This window comes from Fontimonas sp. FW305-C-3 (genome assembly GCF_058783185.1).
Map to the genome: position 1 here is coordinate 802,926 of NZ_JBYSYK010000002.1, position 18,384 is coordinate 821,309.

Below are 18,384 nucleotides of genomic sequence, written 5' to 3' on the forward strand. Positions count from 1 at the left end.
TCAGCGGACGAACAGCGCCATGCTTTCGACATGGCTGGTATGCGGAAACATGTCCATGACGCCGACGCGCTCGAGCTTGTAGCCGAATTCGTTGACGAGGATGCCGGCATCGCGCGCCAGCGTACCCGGATGGCAGGACACGTAGACGATGCGCTGCGGCTTGCGCGCGGCGACGATCGGCAGGATTTCCTTCGCGCCGGCACGCGGCGGATCGAGCAACACCTTGTTGAACTCGGGCTGCATCCAGGCCACGTCGGCACCCGCGGTGAACAGGTCGGCGCGTTCGAAGCGGATGTCGAGACCGTTGCGAGCGGCGTTGTCGCGCGCGCGCTGGACCAGGCCGTCCTCGCCTTCGACGCCGATCACGCTGGCGCCGCGGCGGGCCAGCGGCAACGAGAAATTGCCGAGGCCGCAGAACAGCTCCAGCACCTTGTCGCCCGGCTCCACCGCCAGCCAGTCCAGCGCCTGCCGCACGGTGTGCTGGCTGATCGTGCCGTTGATCTGGATGAAATCGCTGGGCCGGAACTGCAGGCGCAGATCGGAACCGTCGGGCGAATACTCCTGCACCGGCGCATCGGGATTCAGCGGACGGATGCTGTCGGGCCCGCCGCTCTGCAGATAGATCTCGAAACCTTCGGCGCGACCGAAGGCGCCAAGCCGTTCAAGATCCTCCGCAGTCGGTGTTTCCAGCACGCGGAACACCAGGGCGACGGTATCCGCGCAGGCGACTTCGATCTGCGGCATGCGGTTGGCGATCGACAGACCGTCGATCAGCGCACCGAGCGCCCGCAGCTTCAGACCCACGCGCGGATCGAGCACCTCGCACTGCTGGAGCGCGGCAAGAAAGCTCGACTCGCGCTCACGGAAACCGACCAGCACCCCGCCCTTCTTCGGCACGCGCTTGGCGCCGAGCCGCGCGCGCCGGCGGTAACCCCAGACATCATCGGGATTCGGCCCCACCAATGGCGCCGCAACTTCCTTCGATTCGACCTTGCCGATGCGCGTCAGCTGATCGAGCAACTGCTTCTGCTTGAACAGGATCTGCTGCTCCGGCGCGAGATGCTGCATCGAACAGCCGCCGCACAGGCCAAAGTGCGCGCAACGCGGATCGACGCGGTGCGGGCTTGCGACATCGACGGCAACGCATTGCGCCTCGTCGGCATCCTTGCCGATGCGCAGATACTTGAAGCGGACCTGCTCGCCCGGCAAGGCGTCGGCGATGAAGGTCGCCTTGCCGTTGACGCGCGCGAAGCCGCGGCCGTCCTGGTCGAGGTCGATGATTTCGGCCGCGAACTCGCCGGCCGGAGGGGGTTTTTTCTTGCGGTGGGCCACGAGGGCAATAATCTCAGGGGTGAAGGATCAACCGACCCAGGCGTCGAGGAACTCGGACCAGTGCGCGGCGCTGCTGGCTTCGAGGAATTCGCGAACGCGATCTTCCTCGTTCTGCTGCGTCGCGTGATCGAGCCGACCGCGCATCAGTTCGAAGCGCAGGTAGACGAGATAAGTGTTCAGCACATCGGTTTCGCAGTAGGCACGGATCGCCGGCAGCTGGCCGTTCAGGTAGGCATCGAAGACCTTGGAGCCGTCCATGCCGAGCTTGCCGGGAAAACCCAGCAGCATCGCGATCTCGGTGAGCGGCGCGTTGTTGCGACCGTTGTACAAGGCCAGCACGTCCATCAGGTCGGTGTGACGGAACTGGTAGCGGGCGATGTAGTTGTCCCACTTCGATTCGCGATCGATGGTCCCGGTGTCCCAGTAGCGCGGTGCGACACAGCCGTGCAGCAGGCCGCGGTAATGCAGCACCGGCAGATCGAAACCGCCGCCGTTCCAGGACACCAGCACCGGCCGGTACTTCTCGACGCCGTCGAAGAAGCGCTGCACCAGTTCGCCTTCGGTCGCGTCTTCGTCGCCGATCGACCAGACCTTGAAATTGTCGCCGTGGCGCAGCGCCACCGAGATCGCGACGATGCGCTGCAGGTGCGGCGGCATGAAGTCGTTGCCTTTTTCGGCAAGGCGCTTGGCCTTCATCGCCGACCAGACGTCGGCATCGTTGTGGCCGTCGAGGCCGAGCAGCCGCCGGCCGCCGTCGACGTCCGGCACGGTTTCGATGTCGAAGACCAGGATCGGTTCAGGCATGCGCCGTACTCAGGACGGAAACACGCCGGTGGAAATGTAGCGATCGCCGCGATCCGGAATGATCGTCACGATCGTCGCATTCTCGGACTGCTTGCACAGCTGCAGCGCGACCCACAACGCGCCGCCGCCGCTGGGGCCGCAGAACAGGCCTTCGATGCGGCCCGCGTCGCGCATCGTGTTCTCGGCGTTCGATGCGGTGACCTCGATGACGCGGTCGACGCGCTGCGCATCGAAGATCGACGGCAGATAGGCCTCCGGCCACTTGCGGATTCCGGGAATCGAAGACTCGCCGTCCGGCTGCACGCCGATGACCTGCACGTCCGCGCTCTGTTCCTTGAAGTACCGCGAACAGCCCATGATCGTGCCGGTGGTGCCCATCGATGACACGAAATGCGTCATGCGGCCCTGGGTCGCCTGCCAGATCTCCGGCGCGGTCGTCTCGTAATGCGCGCGCGGGTTGTCTGGATTGGCGAACTGGTCGAGCACCTTGCCCTTGCCGTCGGCCTGCATCTGCAGCGCGAGATCGCGGGCGCCTTCCATGCCCTGCTCCTTCGTCACCAGGATCAGCTCGGCGCCGTAGGCCTTCATCGACGCGCGGCGCTCGACCGACAGGTGCTCCGGCATGATCAGCACCATCTTGTAGCCCTTGACCGCGGCGGCCATCGCCAGCGCGATGCCGGTGTTGCCGCTGGTCGCCTCAATCAGCACGTCGCCCGGCTTGATCTCCCCGCGCTCCTCGGCGCGGCGGATCATTGAATAAGCCGGCCGGTCCTTGACCGAACCCGCCGGGTTGTTTCCTTCCAGCTTGACGAGCAAGGTGTTGCTGCCGATACCGGGCAGCCGGCGCAGCTGGGCAAGCGGCGTGTTGCCGATAGAATCGGCTAGCGTTGGATAGGTCATCCGCGAATTCTACCGGGCGGGGGTACCGAACGGGAGACGAGACTCTGGACATGAATGGATGCAGACCCAGCTGAACCGCCGCATGGACCGCTGGCCGCCGGGCGGCGTGACGACGCTTGCCCTGGGTCTGGTCGCGGCGGCGCTCGCCAGTCTCGCCGCGGTGCTGCTGGCCGGCAGCCTGCCGGCCTGGCAGTGCCTGGCGCTCGCCGGCGCGGGCTGGCTCGCGTTCGCGCTCGGCCTGTGGTCGGTGCTGCACAGCGGCCGTGCACTGGACCAGGCGACGCAAACCCTGCGGCGCCTTCGCGACGGCCGCGGCGGCAGCCGTCTGGATGCCTCGGCCGGCGGCGCACTCGGCGCGCTCGCGGAAGCCGTCAACCAGCTCGCCGGACAGGTCGAAACCCTGCAGGCGCAACGCGAAGGCCAGGCCAGCGACCTGCTGCGTCAGCTGCGTACCGACCGCAGCGCGCTGACCGAACAGAACCAGGCACTGCGCAGCGCGGCCGCCGCGGCACAGGACGAAGCCCGTTCACACAGCGAGATGCTGTCGAGCCTGTCGCACGAGCTGCGCACGCCGCTGACCGGCATTCTCGGTTACGCCAAGCTGCTCGGCCGTTCCGGCCTGAATCCCGACCAGACCGCGCAGCTCGACACCCTGGAGAAATCCGCGCGCTCGCTGCTCGGCATGATCAACGACCTGCTCGACTGGAGCCGCATCGACGCCGGCCGCCTGCGCCTCAATGAAGACAGTCTCGGCATCAGCGAACTGACCGAGGACACCTGCACGCTGCTCGCACCGCTGGCCTACGACAAGGGCCTGGAGCTGGTCACGATCGTCTATCACGACGTTCCGCCGCAGGTGCGCGGCGACAGCCAGCGCCTGCAGCAGATCCTGACCAACCTGCTGTCGAATGCCATCAAGTTCACCCAGCGCGGCGAAGTCGTCCTGCGCGTCATGCACGAGCGCGAGGAAGCCGGGCGCAGCTGGATCCGCTTCTCGGTCAGCGACAGCGGCATCGGCATCTCCAGCGAGCAGCTCGCGCGTCTGTTCAAGCCGTACCACCAGATCAGTCACGAGTTCAATCGCTCGCGCCACGAAGGCACCGGCCTGGGCTTGTCGATCGCGCGCAAGCTTGCCGAACTGATGGGCGGCAAGATCGAAGTCAGCAGCGAACCGGGGCGCGGCTCGACGTTCAGCCTGCTGGCGCCGTTCACGCTGATCGCGCAGATCGGTCGCACCGGCAGTCACGACGCACGCCTGGCGGGCCGCTCTGTGTGGTTGCTCGAATCGCACAGCACGGCGCGCCTGGCGCTGGTGCACTGGCTCGAGTTCTGGGGCATGCAGGTGCGCAGCTTCGAACACCCCGAAAACCTGCAGCAGGCGCTCGGGCGCCAGGGCGCGCCGGCGGCGCCCGATCTGGTCATCGCCGGCTGCACGCTGGCGCAGCGCGAACAACCTGCCTTCCAGACCCTGCTGCAGCGCTGCGCCGGCGCGACGCCGCCGCTGTTCGTGCTGATCGGCAGCGGCGCATCGTCGGTGCATGCCGAGCTCATCGCCGCCGGGGCGGCGGCCTGCAGGCCGAAGTGGCTGGCGCGGCAGACACTGCACGATGACATCCTGCGTCTGCTGACCCGCGGCGAGAACGCCCAAGCACCGACGCTCGCCGGCCAGCGCGCACTGGTGGCCGACAACAATCCGGTCAACCGGCGTTACCTTGCCGAGCTGTGCCGCGCCTGCGGCCTGCAGACGCTCGAGGCCGAAGACGGCCGCATCGCCTTCGAGATCTGGCAGCGCGAACGACCGCAGCATGTGCTGCTCGACGCGCGCATGCCGAACATGGACGGCGCCAGCTGCGCCCGGCAGATTCGTGCCGCGGAAGGCCATCAGTACGGTGCCGTGCGCTGCAACATCCTCGCCGTCAGTGCCCACCTGGAGCCGGAGGAACGTGAGGCATTCATCGAAGCCGGCGCCAACGCGGTGCTGATCAAGCCCTTCGACGAGCAGGAACTGCTGCGCCGTCTGAACCCACAGGTCCGCGGCAACTCACCGACCGCGACCCGGCTCGCCAGCGATCCGGAAATGCTCGCCCTGCTGCAGGACGAACTGCCCAAGCAGTTCGCCGATCTGGAAGCGGCGTTCGGCACCCACGATCTCGCCCGCGCCTGCGACGCGGCGCACACGCTGCGCGGCACTGCGGCGTTCTACAAGATGTCGCGCCTGCGGCAGACCACGACCGCGCTGGAAGACTGGCTCAAGGCCGCGCCGAAACTGCAGGAAGGCCCGCAAAGCCGGCGTGAGCTGGAACATGTACGCCGCGCGGTCGAGGACACGCTGGCCGCGCTCAGATCGAACTAGGGTTTGCGGGCTGCCGGCAGACCTCGTTCCAGCACGACGTAAGCGCAGACCATGCCGCCATCGTCGCTCAAGGAAACATGCGCAGCGCCGATGCCGAGCGCCTTGAGTTGCGCTTTCATGCGCCGGCTGAAAATCAGCTGCGGCTTGCCGCCAGGCTGACGCACCACGCCCGCGTCCTTGTAGCTCACGCCGGTAAAGCCGGTGCCCAGTGCCTTGACGAAGGCTTCCTTGGCGGCAAAGCACATGGCCAGCGCGCGCGCCGTGTTCTTGCGCTGCCGCACTTCGCGGATCTCCGCGGCGCACAGCAGCTTCGCCAGCACCTTGCGACCGTGCCGCGCCAGCAGCTTCTCCATGCGCTCGATGCGCAGGATGTCGACGCCGATGCCATGCAAGGCGCCGCCGACACCGGGCGAGCCAGCTACCATCCGCGCGCGTCGGTCATCGCGCGGCGCATTTCGGCGACGGCGGCCGGCAAGCCGACGAACAGCGCGCGGGCGACGATGCTGTGGCCGATGTTGAGCTCGACGATCGGTGCGACCTTGGCAATCGCCGCGACGTTGTCGAGATGCAGGCCATGGCCGGCATGGACTTCGACGCCCGCGGCGTCCGCCTGCTTGGCGAATGCCGCGATGCGCTTGAGCTCGGCCTGCTGCTTGCGACCGCGCGCCTCGGCATAGCCGCCGGTATGAATCTCGATATGCGGCGCGCCGCTGGACAGCGTTGCCGCCAACTGCTTGCGGTCCGGGTCGATGAACAGCGCCACTTCGATGCCGGCCTTGGCAAGCTTCGCGCAGGCGTCGGTCACGGCGCGCAGATTCGAGGCGACATCAAGACCGCCCTCGGTCGTCAGTTCGGCGCGACGCTCGGGAACCAGGCAGACATAGCGCGGCTTGATGCGGCAGGCGAACGCCAGCATTTCGTCGGTGACCGCCATCTCCAGATTGATCGGCACCGGGCAGCGCGCCTTGAGCCGGCGCACATCGTGCTCCTGGATGTGACGGCGGTCTTCGCGCAGATGAATCGTGATGCTGTGCGCGCCCGCCGCCGCCGCAACTAGCCCGGCCTCGACCGGATCCGGATACTCGGTGCCGCGCGCCTGGCGCACGGTTGCGACGTGGTCGACGTTGACGCCGAGACGGATGGGAGTCGGCGCGGACTTGGCGGGCTGGCGTGGCATGGGCTTATCGCTGGGTTTGCTGTGCGCGCACGATAAACCAGACGGCGCGCCTAATCACGCCTCGCCTGCGCACGCATGTCGCGCAGCAGGGTCGCGGTCTGCAGCTCACGGCCACCGAGCTGGCGACGCAGGGCATCGCGCAACAGCCGTCGTGCATCCTGTCGCGCCGTGTCGTCCTCCAGCCGCTCGTCGCGCAGCGCGATCAGGCTGGCGCCGGCAATGCCCTTCGGATCGGCAACCGGCCCGCGCTCCGGATCGTAGCGATAGCGGCGATCGGCTTCGATCGAATCCGGCAGCATCAGCCCATAGCCCAGCTCGGACAGCAGCCGTTTCTCGAACACCCGCAGCGCCGCCTGCGCACTGGCCTCGCTGCCCGTCAGCTCCGGCAGCAGCGTGGCGTAGATGGCATACAGCGCCGGATGCGGGTCATGGCGCTGCAGCAGGCGCAGCAGCAGCTCGTTGAGGTACCAGCCGTAGAAGATGCGCTCGCCGCTTAGGGTCACCGGCGGCGCCTGCGCCTCGGCGCCGGTCAGACTGCCGAGCTCGCCGCGCTGGCTCCAGGACAGCAGCAACGGCACGAAGGGCTGGAGGACGCCGCGCAGGCGCGATTTGGGTCCGCGCGCGCCGCGCGCAACCAGCCCGATCCGCCCCTGGGTGACGCCGTAGGCTTCGATCAGCTGGCTGCTGTCGCGGTAAGGCCGCAGCGACAGCAGATAGGCGGGTTCCAGCGCGATCGTCTGCGGCATGGGCGCCCGCCGCGGCGCTAGTCGTTGTTGCTCAAACCGAAGCGCTTGAGGGCCTTCGGGTCATCGCTCCAGTTCTCGCGCACCTTGCACCACAGCTGCAGAAACACCTTGCGACCGAGCACGTACTCCAGCTCACGGCGCGCGGTGGTGCCGACTTTCTTCAGCGTCTCGCCGCCTTCGCCGATGACGATCTTCTTCTGGCCTTCGCGCTCGACCCAGACCACGGCGCTGATGCGATCCATCTCGCCTTCGCGCTCGTAGTGCTCGACCTCGACGGTGAGCGCGTACGGCAGCTCCTCGTGGAGGTTGCGGATCAGCTTCTCGCGCACCAGCTCGGAGACCGTGAACGCATCGTCATGACCGATGACCTGGCCCGGCGGATAGAACGGCGGCCCCTCCGGCATGTACTTGATGATTTCCTTGCGCAGCTGGAGGATGTTGTCGCGCTTGGTGGCCGACACCGGCATGATGAAGGCGTATTCCTGCATCGCCGCAAGCTTCTGCAACTCCGGGAACAGCTTTTCGCGATCCTTGATGCGATCGACCTTGTTGACGATCAGGCCGACCGGGCAGTTGGCCTTGGCCATGCGTTCCTGCACCGCCTTGTCTTCCGGCGTCCAGTAGCAGGCTTCGACGACGAACAGCAGCAGGTCGACATCGCGCAGTGCGCCGATCGCGGCCTCGTTCATGACGCGGTTGAGCGCCTTCTTGTTGATGCTGTGGATGCCGGGCGTGTCGACAAAGACGACCTGGTCCGGCTCCTGATGCAGCACGCCCTGGATGCGATGGCGCGTCGTCTGCGGCTTGTGCGAGACGATGCTGACCTTGTGACCGACCAGGGCATTGAGCAACGACGATTTGCCGACATTCGGTCGACCGGCAATGGCCGCGAATCCGCTACGCATGGGCGGCCTCCAATCCTTTCAACATGGTATCGGCCGCCTGCTGCTCGGCATAACGGCGACTGGCCGCCTCGGCTTCGGTGCGCATTTCTTCATCGGTCAGCGCACAGCAGACGCGGAAACGCCGCGCATGCGGCGGACCTTCTTCCTGCAGCACCTCGTACCGCGGCAGCGGCCGCGAACGTGCCTGCAGCCACTCCTGCAGCCGGGTCTTCGGGTCCTTCAGACGTTCCGGATCGGGCAGATTGGCCAGCAGGTTCGCGAACAGCTGGCGGCCGACGGTCTGCGCCGCGGCGAAACCGCCGTCGAGGAACACCGCGCCGAGCAGGGCTTCAAAGGCATCGGCCAGGATCGAATCTCGCCGGAAACCGCCGGATTTCAGCTCGCTCTCGCCCAGGCGGATGAACTCGCCGAGGTCCAGGTCGCGCGCCAGCTGCGCCAGAGATTCCTCGCGCACCAGGCTCGCGCGCAGGCGCGACAGCGCACCTTCTTCGGCAACCGGCTTCACCTCATACAGCGCCGCACCGATGACGAAGTTCAGCAGCGCGTCGCCCAGGTACTCCAGGCGCTCGTTGTTGCGTCCGCTCAGGCTGCGGTGCGTCAGCGCCTGATCCAGCAGCGCCTGATCGTCGAACTGATAACCCAGGCGTTTTTGAAGCGTAACGAGCGGATCGATCACTACTGGGTATTCGGCAACTGCACGTCGTCGGCGAAATCAAGCAGGATGGAAATATTGTAGAACAGATGCTCGGTCGCCTCGTACTCGTAGCTGAGGAAGCGACCGTCCTGCGTGCGCTTGACGTTGATGTCGCGCGGCTCGAGATACTTGATGTCTTCGATGTCCCAGTAACGCTGCAGGTCCTTGCGCAGCTGACCCACTTCGAGCTTGCCGCTCTCCGGATCGGTGGCGACCTTGTAGACCGAGCTCGCGACCTTCATCTGGTTCAGATACATCGGCCCGACCTTGACGACGATGATCGCGACGAACGCGATCGTGCCCAGCACGAACAGCATGCCAAACCAGCCCAGACCCAACTGACGGCTACGAAGATTCATTGTTGTGCTCCCCATTGTTCCGACGTTCGGCCGACGGCTTACTTGATCCGGGTTCCGATGCGCGACACATCGACGCGCGTATTCGCACTGTCCCAGGACATCCAGATCAGGAATGCCTTACCGACCAGATTCTTCTCCGGCACTGTACCCCAGCGGCGGCTGTCATCCGAGCCGTCGCGGTTGTCGCCCATGGCGAAATACTGCCCTTCCGGAACGACAAACTCAAAATCGTCGGCCGGCCGGGCCGGATTGACCAGCACATGATGATCGACGCCCATCAGGTCTTCTTCGAGCCGGTAGACGACCCCCGGCGGCGGCAAGCCGGGCGCGGTGAACACGCCCGCCGGCTGCTGCTTGGCCGGCTCGCCGTTCACGAACAGCTGCTTGTCGCGGTAGGCGATGCGGTCGCCGGGCAGGCCAACCAGGCGCTTGATGAAATCCTTGCTCGGATCGACCGGCCAGCGGAACACCACGACGTCGCCGCGCTGCGGCTGGTCGAAATCCATGAACTTGTGGTTCAGCACCGGATCGCGCAGGCCGTAGGACCACTTGTTGACGAGGATGAAGTCGCCGACCAGCAGGGTCGGGATCATCGAGCCCGACGGAATCCGGAACGGCTCGACGATGAACGAGCGCAGCATCAGGACGATGAAGATGACCGGGAAGAACGAGCGGCAGAAATCGATGAAGGCGCCCGGCTTGTCGTCGCCGATCAGGCGGCTGCGGCGCGGTCCCAGCCACCACTTGTCGAGCGCCCAGAAAACGCCGGTGCCGGCGGTGAGGGCCGTCAGGATGACTGCGAAATCGACATGAAAATCCGACATGGTGCTTGCCGCTCCGGTGCTGCGCCGCTGCGTTGCTGACTACTTCTTTCTGTCCACGCCGAGCACCGCGAGGAAGGCTTCCTGCGGAATCTCGACCGACCCGACCTGCTTCATGCGCTTCTTGCCCTCTTTCTGCTTTTCCAGCAGCTTCTTCTTGCGCGAGGTGTCGCCACCGTAGCACTTGGCCGTGACATCCTTGCGCAATGCCTTGACCGTCGTGCGGGCAATGATCTTGGCGCCAATGGCCGCCTGGATCGCGATGTCGAACATCTGCCGGTGAATCACTTCCTGCATGCGTTCGCACAGGTCGCGGCCGCGCGGATACGAGCTGTCACGATGCACAATGCTTGCCAGCGCGTCGACCTTGTCGCCGTTGACCAGCACGTCGAGCTTGACCAGATCGCCGGCGCGGAATTCGAGGAACTCGTACTCGAACGACGCATAGCCGCGCGACACGCTCTTCAGGCGGTCGAAGAAATCGACGACAACCTCGGCCAGCGGCATCTCGACTTCCATCTGCACCTGCGAACCCAGATAGCGCAGATTGCGCTGCACGCCGCGCTTTTCCATGCACAGCTGCATCACCGAGCCGACGTAATCGGGCGGCATCAGCACGCGGGCGACGATGATCGGCTCGCGGATTTCCTGCAGCGAACCGGGTTCCGGCAGCTCGGCCGGGTTGTCGACCTTCTTGACCTCGCCCTGCGTGGTCACCACTTCGTAGATCACCGACGGCGCCGTCGTGATCAGATTCAGGTTGTACTCGCGCTCCAGGCGTTCCTGGACGATTTCCATGTGCAGCATGCCGAGGAAGCCGATGCGGAAGCCGAAGCCGAGCGCGGTCGAATTCTCCGGCTCGAACTGCAGCGCCGAGTCGTTGAGGCGCAGCTTCTGCAGCGACTCGCGGAAATCCTCGAAGTCCTCGGCGTCGATCGGGAACATGCCGGCGTAGACGCGCGGCTGGACCTGGCGGAAACCCGGCAGCTGCTCGACGCTGGCATTCGAAGCGCGGGTCAGCGTGTCACCGACCGGGGCGCCAAAGATGTCTTTGATGCCGGCGATGATGAAGCCGACTTCGCCGGTCTCGAGCTGCTCCTTGAACAGGCGCTTGGGCGTGTGCACGCCCATCATGGTGATTTCGTAGTCCTTGCCGGTCGACAGCACGCGGATCTTCTCGCCCTTTCGGATCGAGCCGTTCATGACCCGCACCAGCGACACGACGCCGAGGTAGTTGTCGAACCAGGAATCGACGATCAGCGCCTGCAGCTGGCCGTCCGGATTGCCCTTGGGCGCCGGCAGCTGATGGACCACCGCCTCGAGCACGTCCGGCACATTGAGGCCGGTCTTCGCCGAGATGCGCAGCGCATCGACCGCGCTGATGCCGATGACCTGCTCGATCTCGTCGGCGACGCGTTCCGGTTCGGCGTTCTGCAGGTCGACCTTGTTCAGCACCGGCAGCACTTCGAGACGCTGTTCCAGCGCGGTATAGCAGTTGGCGACCGACTGCGCCTCGACACCCTGCGAGGCATCGACGACCAGCAGCGCGCCTTCGCAGGCGGCCAGCGAGCGCGAAACTTCATAGGAGAAATCGACATGCCCAGGCGTGTCGATGATGTTGAACTGGTAGATCTCGCCGTCTTTCGCGCGGTAGTGCAGCTGCACGGCCTGCGCCTTGATCGTGATGCCGCGCTCGCGCTCGATCGGATTGTTATCGAGGATCTGAGCGGTCATCTCGCGCAGTTCCAGTCCACCGGTGAGCTGGATGAAACGATCGGCCAGCGTCGACTTGCCGTGGTCGATGTGCGCGATGATGCAGAAATTGCGGATGTTGGCTTGCTTCATGGGATCACGCGGGGGATATGGCTTCCCGCGATCTGACTGCGGCGAAAAGGCCGCGCAGTATATAGCCTTGCCGGGGGCCGAGCGCGCTAGGTCAAACTGCCCGGCGCCAACGTCGCCGGGTCGAAGCGGCCCTCGGCGATCACCTCGCCGGCCTCGTCGAGCAGCACCGGGATGCGGGTGCCGAAGCGCATCCGCCATTCGCCGCGGTCATCGACGCAGGCATGCTCGATGTGGACCGCCGCGCCGCCCAAGAAGGCGCGCAGCCCGGCCTCGAATTCCTCGCAGAGATGGCATTCCGGCCGCCCCAGCAGCAGCAAACTGCGCATCCCGGTTACTCGGTCGTCGTCGGCACCGGCACGTCCAGCGACAGGAACAGCGGGGCGCCGTTGCGCTGGACCAGTACCGCAACCGTCTGGCCCGGCGTCAGGCGGCCGACCACCTCATCGAACCGCCGCAGGCTGTCGACTTCCTGCCCAGCCAGCTGCATCAGGATGTCACCGCCGCGTATGCCGGCCTTGGACGCGGCGCCCTCGGCCACCTGGGTCACCATCAGTCCGCCGCTGACGACCTGCAGCGCGCGACGTTCCTCTGGATTCAGCGGACGGACCTGCAAGCCGAGCAAGGTCGGGCGCTGGGCCGGAGCGGCCGTCGCCGGTGCCGGCGATGCGGCGGAAGCCGAAGCTGCCGAGGTCTCCGCCAGCAGGGCCCCGACATCGATCCGGAACGACTGGGTCTTGCCGGCGCGATTGACGTCGAGGGTCGCGACTTCGCCCGGATCGGTGATGCCGACCATGTGCGGCAGGCTCGACGAACTGGGCAAAGCCTCGCCGTTGTAGCGCAGGATGATGTCGCCTTCCTGCAGGCCGGCGCGTGCCGCCGGGCTGTCGGGCAACACGCGGGCCACCAGCGCGCCTTCGGCCTTGTCCATGCCGAGTTGCTGGGCCAGATCGCGGTCGACTTCCTGGACGACGACGCCGAGCCAGCCGCGGGTGACCTTGCCGGAATCGCGCAGCTGGCGTGCAACCTTGGCGGCGACGTCGATCGGAATCGAGAAAGACACGCCCATGTAGCCGCCGGACTGCGAATAAATCTGCGAATTCACGCCGATGACTTCACCCGCCAGGTTGAACAGCGGCCCGCCCGAATTGCCCGGGTTGATCGCGACGTCGGTCTGGATGAACGGCACATACTGCTCGGTCACCAGCGCACGGCCCTTGGCCGAGACGATGCCGGCGGTCACCGAGTAGTCGAAGCCGAACGGCGAACCGATCGCCAGCACCCATTGGCCCGGTCGCAGCTTGTTGGTGTTGCCGAGCTTGACGACCGGCAGGTCGGTCGCCTCGATCTTCAGCAGCGCAAGATCGCTGGCTTCGTCGCTGCCGACCACCTGCGCCGAGAACTGGCGGCGGTCGAGCAGGCGCACGATGACTTCGCGCGCACCGCGCACGACGTGGAAGTTGGTGATGATGTAGCCATCGTTCCAGAGAATGAAGCCGGAACCCAGCGACTGCTGCTCCGGGAACAGGCCATCGCCATCCGGCAGCTGCGGCTCGATCTGCTGGTCGAAGAAGCGGCGGAACCATTCCGGCGTTTCCTCCAGTGCTTCGGCATCCGGCGACTGCGACTCCTCCGGATTGATCGCATCGGCTGCCGGCGGCTCGGCTTCCTGCGCGACGGTGCTGATATTGACGACTGCCGGCGAGACCTGCTCGACCAGATCGGCGAAGTCCGGATACGCCCCCATCGCCGTCTGCGGACTGCGGTTGCAGGCGGCCAGCAGCACGACCGCAGCAGGGATCAAGCACCGCAAAGAGCGGGCGACAGGCGACATAGGGGCTCCGACCAGCGCAGGTCCGGGAAATCAGACGCGGATTTCAATGGATTCGCCGCAGAAACACAAACCGGCGCCGCAGCGCCGGTTGTTTGCCGTCAGACAAAACTACGGTCCGACGCTGGGTTCCTGGCTGTCGGCCGCCTTGTCGACCGCCGTGGCGTCGGCAGCGTTCTGCACGCTGTCGCCGATCATCCGGACGGTTTCCTGCGGAGCCTCGCCAACCACGGTGATGTGGATGGTGCCGACCGTGCGGCCGAAGGCGTGGACCGCGCCAATGCGCGAATCGCCGGTAAAACCAGCCGCCGGATCGGGGCGGCGGGCGTTGAAGACCGAAATGGCCGACAGACCATCGGACAGCAGCACATGCTCGATGACACCGCCATCCGGCGTCTGGCGGATGCTGCGCATGGTCACCCGGTAGCCCGGCGGCAACTGGCGGAAGCGTCCGATCTGCTGCATATCCGCCTGCAGCTTGGCCTGAGCAACGGCCGGCGGCAGCGGCGCCTGCGGCTGCACCCGGGCGACTTCGGCGGAACCGCCGGTGATCTCGAACGCGGACTCGGCAATCTTCTCCGGGAAGCGCACTGAGGTGAACATCATCTGTTCAAGCACCGCGCCGTTGGGCGCCGTCAGATCGACCTTGAGCGGCACGCCGGTCTCGGCATCGGCCCAGATCCGGTACCCGTAGCGGTACTTGTCCTTCGGCGCGATCGCCAGGCCCTTGCAGTCGCGGCCGGCGACGCGTGCGGCGTCGAATTCCTTGAACGTATAGACCGTCGACAGCTTGTCGACCTGCTCGGGCGACAACTCGGGAAACAGGCTCTGCGGGGTGCTGCGATCCATCGTCACCCGGCGATCCTGCGACAGCAGGGCAACAACCTTGCCGTCGCGCTTGACGATCTCGCGCGGGGTGCCGGTCAGCGCCTGGATGCGCTCCATCTCGACGCCGGCGTTGACACCGTGGACGACCTTCAGCGTCTCCAGGCGATTCTGCGCCTGGTAGACGATCTCGCCTTCGTAATTCGCCTTGCGCGCCGCTTCGCTGAGGCGCATCAACATCTCACCGGCTTCACCGGCAGCCCAGACCACCGTGCAGGCCGATGAACCGGCCAGGCCGAGCACCGCCAGCAGCAACCTGCCTTGCGGGGTTCGACTCACGGTTGGGCCTCGCTGGCAGCCGGCTGGACTTCAACCTGATCGCCGATGCTGTGCGCCGCAAAACGCGCATACGACAGGGTGGCGCCCATGCCGCGCTCGGCCATCGAATTGCTGTGTTCCAGCAGGTAATTGCGCAGCTCTTCCTCGTTGGCCGACACCGCGCGCAGATTGGCCGGGCGGCGTCCGGTCGTGTTGCTCGCCGGCATGACGGCTTGGAGGACGACCGGCGGCGCCATCTGCGCCTCGGCCAGCGTGTTGGCCGGATCCTGCGTCCCGCCCAGATTCATGGTCAGCGCGACGGCGGCGACCGACGCCGCCGCAGCCAAGCCGGCCAGCGGCTTCCACAGCGTCGGCAGGCGCCGCGGCTTGAGCGCGGTGACCCGGCTCGGCAGCGGCTTGTCCTGGGCATCCAGGCCAGCCATCACGCCGGCGCAGATGCAGGGCTGTTCCTTGCGCATGCGCACGCCCTCGACGGCGTCGCGGGCCATGCATTGCCGGCTCCACTCCGCGCCCAGCGCGGGCGAGCGCGCCATCTCTTCGAGAATGCGGTCGATCTCGGCGGGCGTACATTCGCCATCGAGCAATGCGGAAATGGAGTCTTTAGCCATGACAGGTACCAGCGAAATCCAATACAGGCATTACCGCAAACAAGGGAAAAAGTTCCCCGGTCCGCAGACCCAGTGCATCTACAACGTCATTCTTGTTCATGACCGGCCTCAGTCCAGCAGCGGCTTGAGGGCCAGGTCGATCGCCTCGCGGGCCCGGAAGATCCGCGAGCGCACGGTACCGATCGGACAATCCATGACCTCGGCGATCTCTTCATAGGACAGGCCTTCGAGTTCGCGCAAGGTGATCGCCTGACGCAGATCCGGCGGCAGGGCGGTAATCGTCTCGGTGACGCATTGCCGGATTTCCTCCGTCAGTAACTCCGCCTCGGGCGTATCGATGTCACTTAGATGTTCGGTATGGCCGAAAAGTTCGGCGTCGGCCATATCGATATCCTGGTCGGCAGGACGGCGCGAACGCGAGACGAGGTAGTTCTTGGCGGTATTGATGCCGATGCGGTACAGCCAGGTATAGAAGGCCGATTGGCCGCGGAAGCCCGGCAATGCGCGCCAGGCGCGGATGAAGGTCTCCTGCGCGACGTCCGGCGCCTCGCCCTCGCCGACCAGGCGGCTGACCAGCTGGATGATCTTGTACTGGTACTTTCTGACCAGCAGCTCGAACGCGCGCTCGTCTCCCGCCTGCGCGCGTTCTACCAACTGGATATCGGTGCTGTCAGTCATGCCCGCGTCGATGATGTCCGCCAGCAAACTGGCAATGGGGAAAAGGTTCTAGAATTCCGGGCCGCCGTTTGCTTGCGGGCCGGAAATGCCGGCAAGCTTCGCGCGATTCGGCGGTAATTCTAACAGCCCCACCCTCATTCTCGCCCCCCACGATGCTCGAAACCGAAGTGCTGGTCATCGGTAGCGGTGCCGCCGGCCTGTCCTGCGCCCTGCGCCTCGCCGCCGCCGGCCGCCGCGTCACCGTCGTGTCGAAGAGCTCGCTATCCAGTGGCAGCACGCTGTGGGCCCAAGGCGGCATCTCCGCCGTGCTCGACGCCGAGGACTCGCTGGAAAATCACGTCCAGGACACCCTGGTCGCCGGCGGCGGACTCTGCGACCAGGCTGCCGTGCGCTTCACCGTCGAGCGCGGCCCGGCCTGCATCGATTGGCTGCTGCAGCAGGGCGTGGCCTTTACCGAGGCCGAAGGCGAAAACCGCGGCCAGCGTCTGCATCTGACCCGCGAAGGCGGCCATTCGCACCGGCGCATCGTGCATGCGGCCGATGCCACCGGCCGGGCCGTCGAAACCACCCTGGCGTCGCTGGCCGCCGAACACCCGCAGATCCGCGTGCTGGAACGGACGATGGCGCTCGACCTGATCGTCGATCGCAACGCGCGTCGCGTGCAGGGGGCTTACCTTTTTGACCGTGATGCCGACCGCGTCGTGGCCGTCGCCGCCAAGGCCGTCGTGCTCGCCACCGGCGGTGCCAACCAGGTCTATCTGTATTCGAGCAACCCGTTCGGCGCTTCCGGCGACGGCATCGCGATGGCCTGGCGCGCCGGCTGCCGCGTCGCGAACATGGAATTCATGCAGTTCCATCCGACGACGCTCTATCACAAGGACTCGCGCAACTTCCTGATCAGCGAAGCCCTGCGCGGCGAAGGTGCGCAGCTGCGCCTGCCCAATGCCGACGGCTCGGCCGGCGAGCGCTTCATGCCGCGCTTCGATGCGCGCGAGGAACTGGCGCCGCGCGACATCGTCGCCCGCGCGATCGACCACGAGATGAAGCGCCTGGGTCTCAAGCACGTGCTGCTCGACATCACCCACAAGCCGGCGACGTTCATCCTCCATCACTTTCCGAGCATCCACGCGCACTGCCTGACGCTGGGCATCGACATCACGCGCCAGCCGATCCCGGTCGTGCCGTCGGCGCACTTCACTTGCGGCGGTGTCGCCACCGATCTCGCGGCGCGCACCGATGTCGACGGTCTCTATGCGATCGGCGAAGTCGCCTGCACCGGTCTGCACGGCGCCAACCGTCTGGCCTCGAACTCGCTGCTGGAATGCCTGGTGTTCGCGGAGGCCGCCGCCGAGGACCTGCTCGGCACGCTCGATGCGCGGCCGACGCCGCCCGCGCCGAAGATCTGGGACGAAAGCCGCGTGACCGACTCCGACGAAGACGTCGTCGTCGCGCACAACTGGCTGGAGCTGCGCACCTTCATGTGGGACTACGTCGGCATCGTCCGCACGACCAAGCGCCTGCAGCGCGCCCAGCATCGTGTCGAGTTGCTGCTGCGCGAAATCCAGGAGTTCTACGGCGTGCATCGCATCACCGCGCACCTGCTGGAGCTGCGCAACCTCGCGGTCTGCGCGGACCTGATCGTGCGCTCGGCCCTCGCCCGTCAGGAAAGCCGCGGGCTGCATTACACGCTGGATTACCCGCAAACGCTCGACGAGGCGCAGCCGACCGTGTTGCCGGGGCGGACTTAAGCGACGGAGAGTCGCGCGCGCAGCTGACGCAGCGCTTCGGCGTCGATCTCGTCGCCGGTGATCAGACGCGACGCGCGCGGCGCCGCTTCAATCCGGAAACGCAGCAGCAACGCCGGACCGCGCACGATCGAGCCCGGATCGAGCACCGCTTCGGTGGACTGGCCGTTGCCGCGATGCAGCGTCCAGCTGCCATCCGCATGCCAGACGATGCGCTGAATCGCCTTCGGTCCGTAACCGAAGGCCGGGTGCCGTCGCAGCTTGAACCAGGACAGGCCGAATGCGGCCGCGAAGCCAACCATCACCGCGGTCGGCGGTTGCGCCAGCAACAGCAGGATCAGGCAGAGCACATGCAGGCCGTAGGCCCACAGCACGGCGCGCACCGACGGCTTCAGGGTCATGTCCAGGGTCATGCCGAATTCGTT

Annotated in this window: 19 protein-coding genes; 2 read left to right on the plus strand and 17 right to left on the minus strand. The window is 66.2% G+C overall.

The genetic code is table 11. The features are described 5' to 3' along the window. From rlmD to cysM, 3 genes are read right to left on the minus strand one after another with little or no spacing between them, the layout of a single operon-like run. Complete coding sequence (gene rlmD / locus AC3WUF_RS10005; RefSeq protein WP_492425019.1) at positions 1–1,332, minus strand: 23S rRNA (uracil(1939)-C(5))-methyltransferase RlmD; 1,332 nt, start codon at positions 1,330–1,332, stop codon at positions 1–3. A 27-nt stretch (positions 1,333–1,359) separates the two neighbouring features. After that, positions 1,360–2,136, minus strand: coding sequence for a 3'-5' exonuclease (locus tag AC3WUF_RS10010; RefSeq protein WP_492425021.1), 777 nt, complete (start codon positions 2,134–2,136; stop codon positions 1,360–1,362). Between the two features lie 9 nt (positions 2,137–2,145). Continuing rightward, complete coding sequence (cysM, locus tag AC3WUF_RS10015) at positions 2,146–3,036, minus strand: cysteine synthase CysM (protein WP_492425023.1); 891 nt, start codon at positions 3,034–3,036, stop codon at positions 2,146–2,148. Between the two features lie 58 nt (positions 3,037–3,094). Here cysM and AC3WUF_RS10020 point away from each other — a divergent pair, with 58 nt between their 5' ends. Beyond that, positions 3,095–5,389, plus strand: a complete 2,295-nt coding sequence (locus tag AC3WUF_RS10020) for an ATP-binding protein (RefSeq protein WP_492425025.1) — start codon at positions 3,095–3,097, stop codon at positions 5,387–5,389. Here the strand turns inward: AC3WUF_RS10020 and acpS are convergent. From acpS to rpoE, 13 genes are all read right to left on the minus strand, one after another. Further along, the gene (gene acpS / locus AC3WUF_RS10025; RefSeq protein ID WP_492425027.1) at positions 5,386–5,814 is read right to left on the minus strand and encodes a holo-ACP synthase; all 429 of its coding nucleotides are present in this window, start codon (positions 5,812–5,814) and stop codon (positions 5,386–5,388) included. The two genes, AC3WUF_RS10020 and acpS, sit on opposite strands and share 4 nt — an antisense overlap. Continuing rightward, positions 5,808–6,566, minus strand: a complete 759-nt coding sequence (gene pdxJ / locus AC3WUF_RS10030; RefSeq protein WP_492425029.1) for a pyridoxine 5'-phosphate synthase — start codon at positions 6,564–6,566, stop codon at positions 5,808–5,810. Before pdxJ ends, acpS begins: the two co-directional genes overlap by 7 nt. A gap of 50 nt (positions 6,567–6,616) precedes the next feature. Beyond that, entirely contained in the window at positions 6,617–7,312 is a 696-nt protein-coding gene (gene recO, locus AC3WUF_RS10035) for a DNA repair protein RecO (protein ID WP_492425031.1), read from the minus strand. Between the two features lie 17 nt (positions 7,313–7,329). Further along, complete coding sequence (gene era, locus AC3WUF_RS10040) at positions 7,330–8,217, minus strand: GTPase Era (RefSeq protein ID WP_492425033.1); 888 nt, start codon at positions 8,215–8,217, stop codon at positions 7,330–7,332. Continuing rightward, a complete protein-coding gene (gene rnc / locus AC3WUF_RS10045) occupies positions 8,210–8,893 on the minus strand; it encodes a ribonuclease III (protein WP_492425035.1) in 684 nt (227 codons plus the stop codon). The genes era and rnc overlap by 8 nt, the downstream gene beginning before the upstream one ends. Beyond that, positions 8,893–9,270, minus strand: coding sequence for a DUF4845 domain-containing protein (locus tag AC3WUF_RS10050; RefSeq protein WP_492425037.1), 378 nt, complete (start codon positions 9,268–9,270; stop codon positions 8,893–8,895). Before AC3WUF_RS10050 ends, rnc begins: the two co-directional genes overlap by 1 nt. A 38-nt stretch (positions 9,271–9,308) precedes the next feature. Then, positions 9,309–10,094, minus strand: coding sequence for a signal peptidase I (gene lepB, locus AC3WUF_RS10055; RefSeq protein WP_492425039.1), 786 nt, complete (start codon positions 10,092–10,094; stop codon positions 9,309–9,311). A 39-nt stretch (positions 10,095–10,133) separates the two neighbouring features. Next, positions 10,134–11,936: a translation elongation factor 4 gene (lepA, locus tag AC3WUF_RS10060; RefSeq protein ID WP_492425041.1), complete on the minus strand. Its 1,803-nt coding sequence runs from the start codon at positions 11,934–11,936 to the stop codon at positions 10,134–10,136. Positions 11,937–12,022: 86 nt separating this feature from the next. Continuing rightward, the gene (locus tag AC3WUF_RS10065; protein WP_492425043.1) at positions 12,023–12,262 is read right to left on the minus strand and encodes a glutaredoxin family protein; all 240 of its coding nucleotides are present in this window, start codon (positions 12,260–12,262) and stop codon (positions 12,023–12,025) included. 5 nt (positions 12,263–12,267) lie between these two features. Next, entirely contained in the window at positions 12,268–13,737 is a 1,470-nt protein-coding gene (locus AC3WUF_RS10070) for a Do family serine endopeptidase (RefSeq protein ID WP_492425045.1), read from the minus strand. 138 nt (positions 13,738–13,875) lie between these two features. Next, complete coding sequence (locus AC3WUF_RS10075; RefSeq protein ID WP_492425047.1) at positions 13,876–14,928, minus strand: MucB/RseB C-terminal domain-containing protein; 1,053 nt, start codon at positions 14,926–14,928, stop codon at positions 13,876–13,878. Then, complete coding sequence (locus AC3WUF_RS10080) at positions 14,925–15,536, minus strand: sigma-E factor negative regulatory protein (protein WP_492425049.1); 612 nt, start codon at positions 15,534–15,536, stop codon at positions 14,925–14,927. Before AC3WUF_RS10080 ends, AC3WUF_RS10075 begins: the two co-directional genes overlap by 4 nt. 108 nt (positions 15,537–15,644) lie before the next feature. Beyond that, positions 15,645–16,214 carry an RNA polymerase sigma factor RpoE gene (gene rpoE, locus AC3WUF_RS10085; RefSeq protein WP_492425612.1) on the minus strand — a complete coding sequence of 190 codons (570 nt, stop codon included), beginning with the start codon at positions 16,212–16,214 and terminating at the stop codon, positions 15,645–15,647. Positions 16,215–16,366: 152 nt separating this feature from the next. Between rpoE and nadB the strand changes: the two genes are divergently transcribed. Beyond that, positions 16,367–17,962, plus strand: coding sequence for an L-aspartate oxidase (nadB, locus tag AC3WUF_RS10090; RefSeq protein ID WP_492425051.1), 1,596 nt, complete (start codon positions 16,367–16,369; stop codon positions 17,960–17,962). On the opposite strand, the gene AC3WUF_RS10095 is transcribed toward nadB, so the two are convergent. After that, positions 17,959–18,372 (minus strand): protein YgfX, encoded by a 414-nt coding sequence (locus AC3WUF_RS10095; RefSeq protein ID WP_492425053.1) that lies wholly within the window; start codon positions 18,370–18,372, stop codon positions 17,959–17,961. The two genes, nadB and AC3WUF_RS10095, sit on opposite strands and share 4 nt — an antisense overlap. Between the last annotated feature and the right edge of the window lie 12 nt (positions 18,373–18,384).